Origin of the sequence: Mycobacterium intermedium, from assembly GCF_002086275.1 — a bacterium.
Lineage (GTDB): Bacteria > Actinomycetota > Actinomycetes > Mycobacteriales > Mycobacteriaceae > Mycobacterium > Mycobacterium intermedium.
Window position 1 is genome coordinate 130,733 of sequence record NZ_MVHT01000004.1, and the last position, 6,000, is coordinate 136,732.

Here is a 6,000-nt window from a genome sequence, read left to right on the forward strand (position 1 = left end):
GGCGGACAAACTGGTTACGATCGGCGTGGCTAGTCGGCGAACGCTGACGGTACGGAGGAGTTGCGTGACATCGGCCCGCAGGATCGGGGCGCCGGACGCGAAGAACCGCGCCCTGCTGCTCGATGCGGCCGAGCAACTGATGGTCGAAGAGGGCTACGCCGCCGTGACGTCGCGTCGGCTCGCGAACAAGGCCGGGCTGAAACCCCAGTTGGTGCACTATTACTTCCGCACCATGGAGGAGCTGTTCGTGGCGGTGGTCCGCCGCCGCGCCGAGGAAGCTCTTCAGGTGCAGGCGAAACTGGTGCAATCCCCGCAGCCGTTGTGGGCGATCTGGCGGTTCGGCACCGATCCGGGGTTCACCCGGATTTCGATGGAGTTCATGGCGCTGGCCAACCACCGCAAGGAAATGCGAGCTGAACTCGCGCACTACGCCGAGCGTTTGCGCGAAGAGGAGCGGAAGGCGGTCGCGGCCGCGCTGCAGCGCTACGGAGTTGACCGTGCGGACATGCCGCCGGTGGTGTGTGCGGTGCTGATGAGCAGCTTGTCGCGGATGCTGGTGCTCGAGCAGTCCGTCGGCGTGTCCGCTGGGCACGCCGAAACGCGGGAGCTGGTGGAAAGTTATCTGCGCCGCCTCGAGGGCGAGCCGCAGCCGATTGAGGGCATCCCGCAATCCTGGTTGGATCACCAGTGCCGGATCGAGCAGAGCACGCCCTTGGGGCCGTCTTTTGAGACGACGACGACCCCATCCACCGACAGTTCGCAATGAAGCCCAGGCGTGCCCGGTTCCGTGCCCGTGCTCGCCGTGACCATCGCCCACACCTCGGGCTTTGTCAGGTCCAATTCAAAGCTCCACGCCTTGTCAGGCCCGACGTCGAAGTTGACGTGCGGTGCGAACTGGTAGGGGTTGTGGCTGTAGTCGGCGAAGGTCGGCGGCTCTTTGTCGATGTAGTAAATGTCGGCGTAAATCGGGTTTTTGGCGGTAACGGTGTACTTGACGTGATGCATGACCGGGTCATCGGCATGTGCCCGTCCGGCGCCTACCAGTACGCCCGCCACCGCGGCCAGGGCAGTGACCAAGGCGGTGACCAACATCGCCGAGCCCGCGCTCAACAACCTGTACGTCATGTCGTTCCTCCGGCCTCCGGGCGTGGCCGGGCGGTGCGGTTCATCACTCGCTCTGCGGCCTGCCAGTGTGCGTCGGCAACCCACAATCGTGCAAAGGATGCTATCGCTTCGTCGGGCGAAACTCCGCTGATTACTCGCTTGATTTCCGTCGCCGGGTGACGGGCCAGCGACCTCGCGATCGTGCGCCAGCCCTCATCGAACGAGGCGCGGGGCAACACCAGGTCGACCAGGCCGATCCGCTCGGCCTCGCCGGCCTCGAGGGTGGTTCCGCTGCCCGCCAGCAGCAGCGCCCTGCCCTTTCCGACGAGCGCGGCGAGACGTTCGGCGCCGCCCCAGGCGGGCATGATTTCCAGCGTCACTTGATTGAAGGCGATCTTGATATCGTCGGCGGCCACCCGAATGTCGGCGGCGACAGCAACTTCGGCGCCACCGCCAAAGGCGTGGCCGTTCAGCGCGGCGATCACCGGGGCTGGGAAGCCGGCCAGCTGATCGCAGATCGACCGCATCCGTTTGGCCATCGCCGAGGCGTCCTCTACGGTCCGTAGCGCGCTCAGCTCCTTGAGGTCGCCGCCCGATACAAAAGCCCGATCGCCGGCGCCGGTTATGACCAGTGCTTGAGCGCCCGCTGCGGCATCGAGGGCCTCTTCTAGCTGCTGCATGGTGTCCAACGCGATCGCATTGCGCGCGTGGGGTCGATCGATGGTGAGCACAGCCAGTCCCGGAACGAGAGAGTCGAATTCCAGGTCTACCATGCGTCGTTGCTCCTTGGGCCCAAGCCGTCCGGTATTGGCATTCTCTATTTCGGAGAATAGCATCATCATCGCAGGCCGAAGTGTGTCCTAGCTGAGGATGGGGGGTGGATCAGTGGGCCACCGAACCACCCACCGATTGACCACCGTCGCCGCCGTGTTCGTGGCCGCCCTCGTCGGGGCCTGCGATGCGCAACCGCCGACCGAGCTCTCCAGCACGGCATCAGTCACCGTCGATGGAAAGGATGCGAAGGTCCCTGTCGTCAAGTGCACTCAGGTGCAGTGGTATCGGACGATCCACATCGGTGGCGATTTCGCCGGGGCCACCGTTTTCTTGGATGGGCGCGGGGCCAAGCCTTTCGCCGAATCCGTGCGTATCAAGAACATGGGTGGCTTCACCGGCATGTACTCAAAAGGCGGTCAGGGCGATGCCAACCTGAGTGTGAGCGGCAAATCTTTCACGATCACCGGTACGGCCCAGGGCTACAAGTTCGACAAACCGAATGATCCCGTCACCGCGAACTTCAAGATCACCGTCTCGTGCTGACTGTTTCTGCCGAGCGTCGTGGATAGGGGCACGTTGCGGTCAGCCACCCTGAGAGAATAGTATTCTCGTAAATCAAGAAGGAGGGTTCCATGGGCCAGTTGTCGCACCGGGAAGACGTCCCATTTCCAATCTTTGACGCGGACAACCATCTTTACGAGCCGCCCGAGGCCCTGACCAAGTTCCTGCCCAAGGCGTACAAGGACTACGTCCAGTACGTGCAGATCAATGGGCGCACCAAGATTGCCATCCGCGGCCACATCAGCAATTACATTCCCAACCCGACCTTCGAGGTCGTCGCCCGGCCGGGCGCCTGGGAGGAGTACTTCAAGTACGGCAACCCGGACGGCAAGAGCAAGCGCGAGCTGTTCGGCGAGCCGATGCGGGCGATCCCGGCGTTCTTCGAGCCCGGTCCGCGTCTGGAGAAGATGAACGAGCTGGGCCTGGACCGCACCCTGATGTTCCCGACGCTGGCCAGCCTGCTCGAGGAGCGACTGCGCGACGACCCAGTCGCCATCCACGTTCTGGTCCACGCGCTGAACGAGTGGCTGGACGAGGTCTGGGGCTTCAACTACCAGAACCGGATCTTCACCACCCCGGTCATCACCCTGCCGATCGTCGAGAAGGCGATCGAAGAGTTGGAATGGGCCGTCAAGCGCGGCGCCCGTGCCATCCTGATCCGGCCGGCCCCGGTCCCGGGCTTCCGTGGCCCGCGGTCGTTCGCGGTGCCCGAGTTCGACCCGTTCTGGGAGCGGGTTGTCGAGTACGACGTGCTGGTCGGCATGCACTCCAGCGACAGTGGCTACTCCCGGTACACCTCCGAGTGGGACGGCGCCGAACAAGAGATGCTGCCGTTCCAGACCAACGCGATGGGCATCCTCAACGAGTGGCGGCCGATCCAGGATGCCGTGGGTTCCTGGGTGATCCACGGCGCGCTGTACCGGCACCCGAAGCTGAAGGTTGCCATCGTCGAGGCCGGCTCGAAGTGGATGACCCCGCTGCTCGACGGCCTGGCCGAGGTCTTCCGGAAGGCGCCGGAAGTCTTCCCGAGCGACCCCGTCGAGACGGTCAAGACCCGCATCCACGTGAGCCCGTTCTTCGAGGACGGCATCGACGACCTGATCAATCTCGTCGGTGTCGACCAGGTGCTGTACGGCTCGGACTGGCCGCACCCGGAAGGGCTGGCAGAGCCGACGTACTACGTCAATGCGCTGTCGCACCTGCCGGTCGACGACCAGGCGAAGATCATGGGCGGGAACCTGTCTCGGCTCGTCACGGTTTGATGCCCTGAACGGGCAAACCTGGCAGACCATCCCCGAGATGGTCCTGAGCTCGGCCGACCGCTTCGGCGATGCCGAGGCGGTCGTGGACGGGGCCTTGCGGCTGAGCTTTGTTCAGTTGGTCGAGCGGATACGTTGTGCCGCTGGGGCATTCGCCTCCATCGGTATCGACAAGGGCGACCGGGTCGCCATCTGGGCACCCAACTCGGCCGAATGGATCATCGCGGCGTTCGGATTGCTGACGGCCGGCGGTGTGCTGGTGCCGGTCAACACCCGGTTCAAACCGGAAGAGGCGGGCGACATCATCGTCCGCAGCGGAGCGAAGGCCGTCTTGGTGCAGCAGGACTTTCTAGGTCTGGACTACGCTTCGGGCTCCGCCGTTTCGGGTGGAATTCCGGTCATAGACCTGAAATCCGATTTCCTCGCCAGCGGTTCGCCGTTCGAGCGGCAGGTCAGTGGCACCGACATTTCGGACATCATCTTCACCTCGGGCACCACAGGCCGGCCCAAGGGCGCGATGTTGAATCACCTGCAGACGCTGCGCATGTACGACGAGTGGGCGACGCTGGCGGATCTGCGCGAGGGCGACCGCTACCTGATGATCAACCCGTACTTCCACACCTTTGGGTTGAAGGCGGGACTCGTAGCCTCCTTCCTCCGCGGCGCCACGATGCTGCCGGTTCCCGTCTTCGACCTCGACATCGTGGTGGATCTCATTGCGCGCGAAAGCATCACGATGCTGCCCGGGCCGCCGACGCTGTATCACTCGTTGCTGACCGTGCCCGACAAGTCCAAGCTTTCGACGTTGCGTGCGGCTGTGACGGGCGCGGCCGACATCCCGGTCGAGCTGGTCCGTCGCATCCATACCGAACTGCCGTTCCAGACGTTGATGACGGGTTACGGACTGACCGAGGCCGGCAATGTCACGCTGTCGCGGCCCGGCGACTCGTTTGCGGATGTGGCGACCACCGCGGGTCTGCCCTGCGAAGATGTTGAGGTGCGCATCGCAGAGGACGGGGAAGTGCTGGTCCGCGGGTACAGTGTCATGCAAGGCTATCTCGATGACCCCGTTGCCACCGCGGAGGCGATCGATGACGACGGATGGTTGCACACCGGGGACCTGGGCAGTCTGGATGAGGCCGGCCGCTTGCGAATCAATGGACGCAAGAAGGACATGTTCATCGTAGGGGGATTCAACGCCTATCCGGCCGAGATCGAGGGCTTCCTGTTGGAGCACCCCGCCGTTGCGCAGGTCGCCGTGATCGGGGTTCCCGACGAGCGCCTCGGCCAGGTGGGGAAGGCCTTCGTCGTCCCGAAAGCCGAAGTCTCCGAAGATGATTTGATCGCGTGGTGCCGCAGTCGGATGGCAGGGTTCAAAGCGCCGCGGTCCATCGAGTTTCTCGACGCGCTGCCACTGAACGCCACCGGCAAGGTGATGAAGGACCAACTCCGGTGACCGACGGCGACATCCACTCGATGGTGATCGCATCCGACTACCGGGTTCCCGATCCCACCCGAGTGTGGCCGGTACTCCAACGAAATGAGTCCGCCCTTTCCGATATCGGCGCCCACCACGTGCTGGTTTATACGTCAACACACGACTACGGCCGGGTGCTGGTGATGATCGGGGTGCACAGCCGCGAACCGATCGTGGAACTGCTGCGGTCACGGATCTTCTTCGACTGGTTCGACGCCGTCGGCGTTGACGACATCCCCGCCGTCTTTGCAGGTGAGATCGTCGACCGTTTTGTGGCCGTGCGGCCCGCGGCCCAATCGACGCCGAGGGCGCCGGGCGTTGTGGTGGCCGCGATCGCTTCGGTGGACGATGTGTCGATGCTCAGTGCGGAGGTCCACCTCGCGATGGACCGGTTCACCGCCGCGGGTATCCGAAAGACATGGGTTTTCCAGGCCTTCGACGATCCGCGAGAGGTCCTGATCCTGCAGGAGTTTCCCGACGAAGAACGAGCCAGGGAGTGGATCGACCACCCCGACGCCGCGGCCCAATGGATGACCGGAGCGGGATTCGGTGCTTACCCACCACTGTTCGTCGGGCGGTTGACCGACATGATGCGCATCGACACGGAGTAAGCTGACCGCCTACTTGCTTGCCTGGGGTGCTCGAGTGTGGGCGCTATGGCCCCGGATTTTTGGGTGGGGGGCCGTATCCCCCACGTTCGACGCGGGCCCTGCTTGCTCGAATGTGGGCCGTATTGCCCCGAATCCTCGGCGGTTTCAAGCGGTCGATGCAACGGTGGGCGGGTTTGACAGTAGTTCGTCGAGGGCTTCGGCGGGTGTTTTCCAG

General features: G+C 64.0%; 7 protein-coding genes. 5 read left to right on the plus strand and 2 right to left on the minus strand.

Annotated features, from left to right (window positions below; all coding sequences use genetic code 11):
- Nucleotides 1-64: 64 nt before the first annotated feature.
- Entirely contained in the window at nt 65-766 is a 702-nt protein-coding gene (locus BST27_RS02715; RefSeq protein WP_069418063.1) for a TetR/AcrR family transcriptional regulator, read from the plus strand.
- Here the strand turns inward: BST27_RS02715 and BST27_RS02720 are convergent.
- Both BST27_RS02720 and BST27_RS02725 read right to left on the minus strand, forming a co-directional pair.
- The gene (locus BST27_RS02720) at nt 682-1,092 is read right to left on the minus strand and encodes a hypothetical protein (protein WP_079219548.1); all 411 of its coding nucleotides are present in this window, start codon (nt 1,090-1,092) and stop codon (nt 682-684) included. The genes BST27_RS02715 and BST27_RS02720 overlap by 85 nt on opposite strands.
- Before the next feature lie 29 nt (nt 1,093-1,121).
- A complete protein-coding gene (locus BST27_RS02725; RefSeq protein WP_069418187.1) occupies nt 1,122-1,877 on the minus strand; it encodes an enoyl-CoA hydratase/isomerase family protein in 756 nt (251 codons plus the stop codon).
- 97 nt (nt 1,878-1,974) lie between these two features.
- Here BST27_RS02725 and BST27_RS02730 point away from each other — a divergent pair, with 97 nt between their 5' ends.
- From BST27_RS02730 to BST27_RS02745, 4 genes are all read left to right on the plus strand, one after another.
- Entirely contained in the window at nt 1,975-2,421 is a 447-nt protein-coding gene (locus BST27_RS02730; RefSeq protein WP_069418061.1) for a lipoprotein LpqH, read from the plus strand.
- An 89-nt stretch (nt 2,422-2,510) separates the two neighbouring features.
- Entirely contained in the window at nt 2,511-3,701 is a 1,191-nt protein-coding gene (locus BST27_RS02735; RefSeq protein ID WP_069418060.1) for an amidohydrolase family protein, read from the plus strand.
- A gap of 37 nt (nt 3,702-3,738) precedes the next feature.
- Complete coding sequence (locus BST27_RS02740) at nt 3,739-5,154, plus strand: FadD3 family acyl-CoA ligase (protein ID WP_069418059.1); 1,416 nt, start codon at nt 3,739-3,741, stop codon at nt 5,152-5,154.
- Nucleotides 5,151-5,786, plus strand: a complete 636-nt coding sequence (locus BST27_RS02745; RefSeq protein WP_069418058.1) for a fatty-acid--CoA ligase — start codon at nt 5,151-5,153, stop codon at nt 5,784-5,786. The genes BST27_RS02740 and BST27_RS02745 overlap by 4 nt, the downstream gene beginning before the upstream one ends.
- Nucleotides 5,787-6,000: the final 214 nt, after the last annotated feature.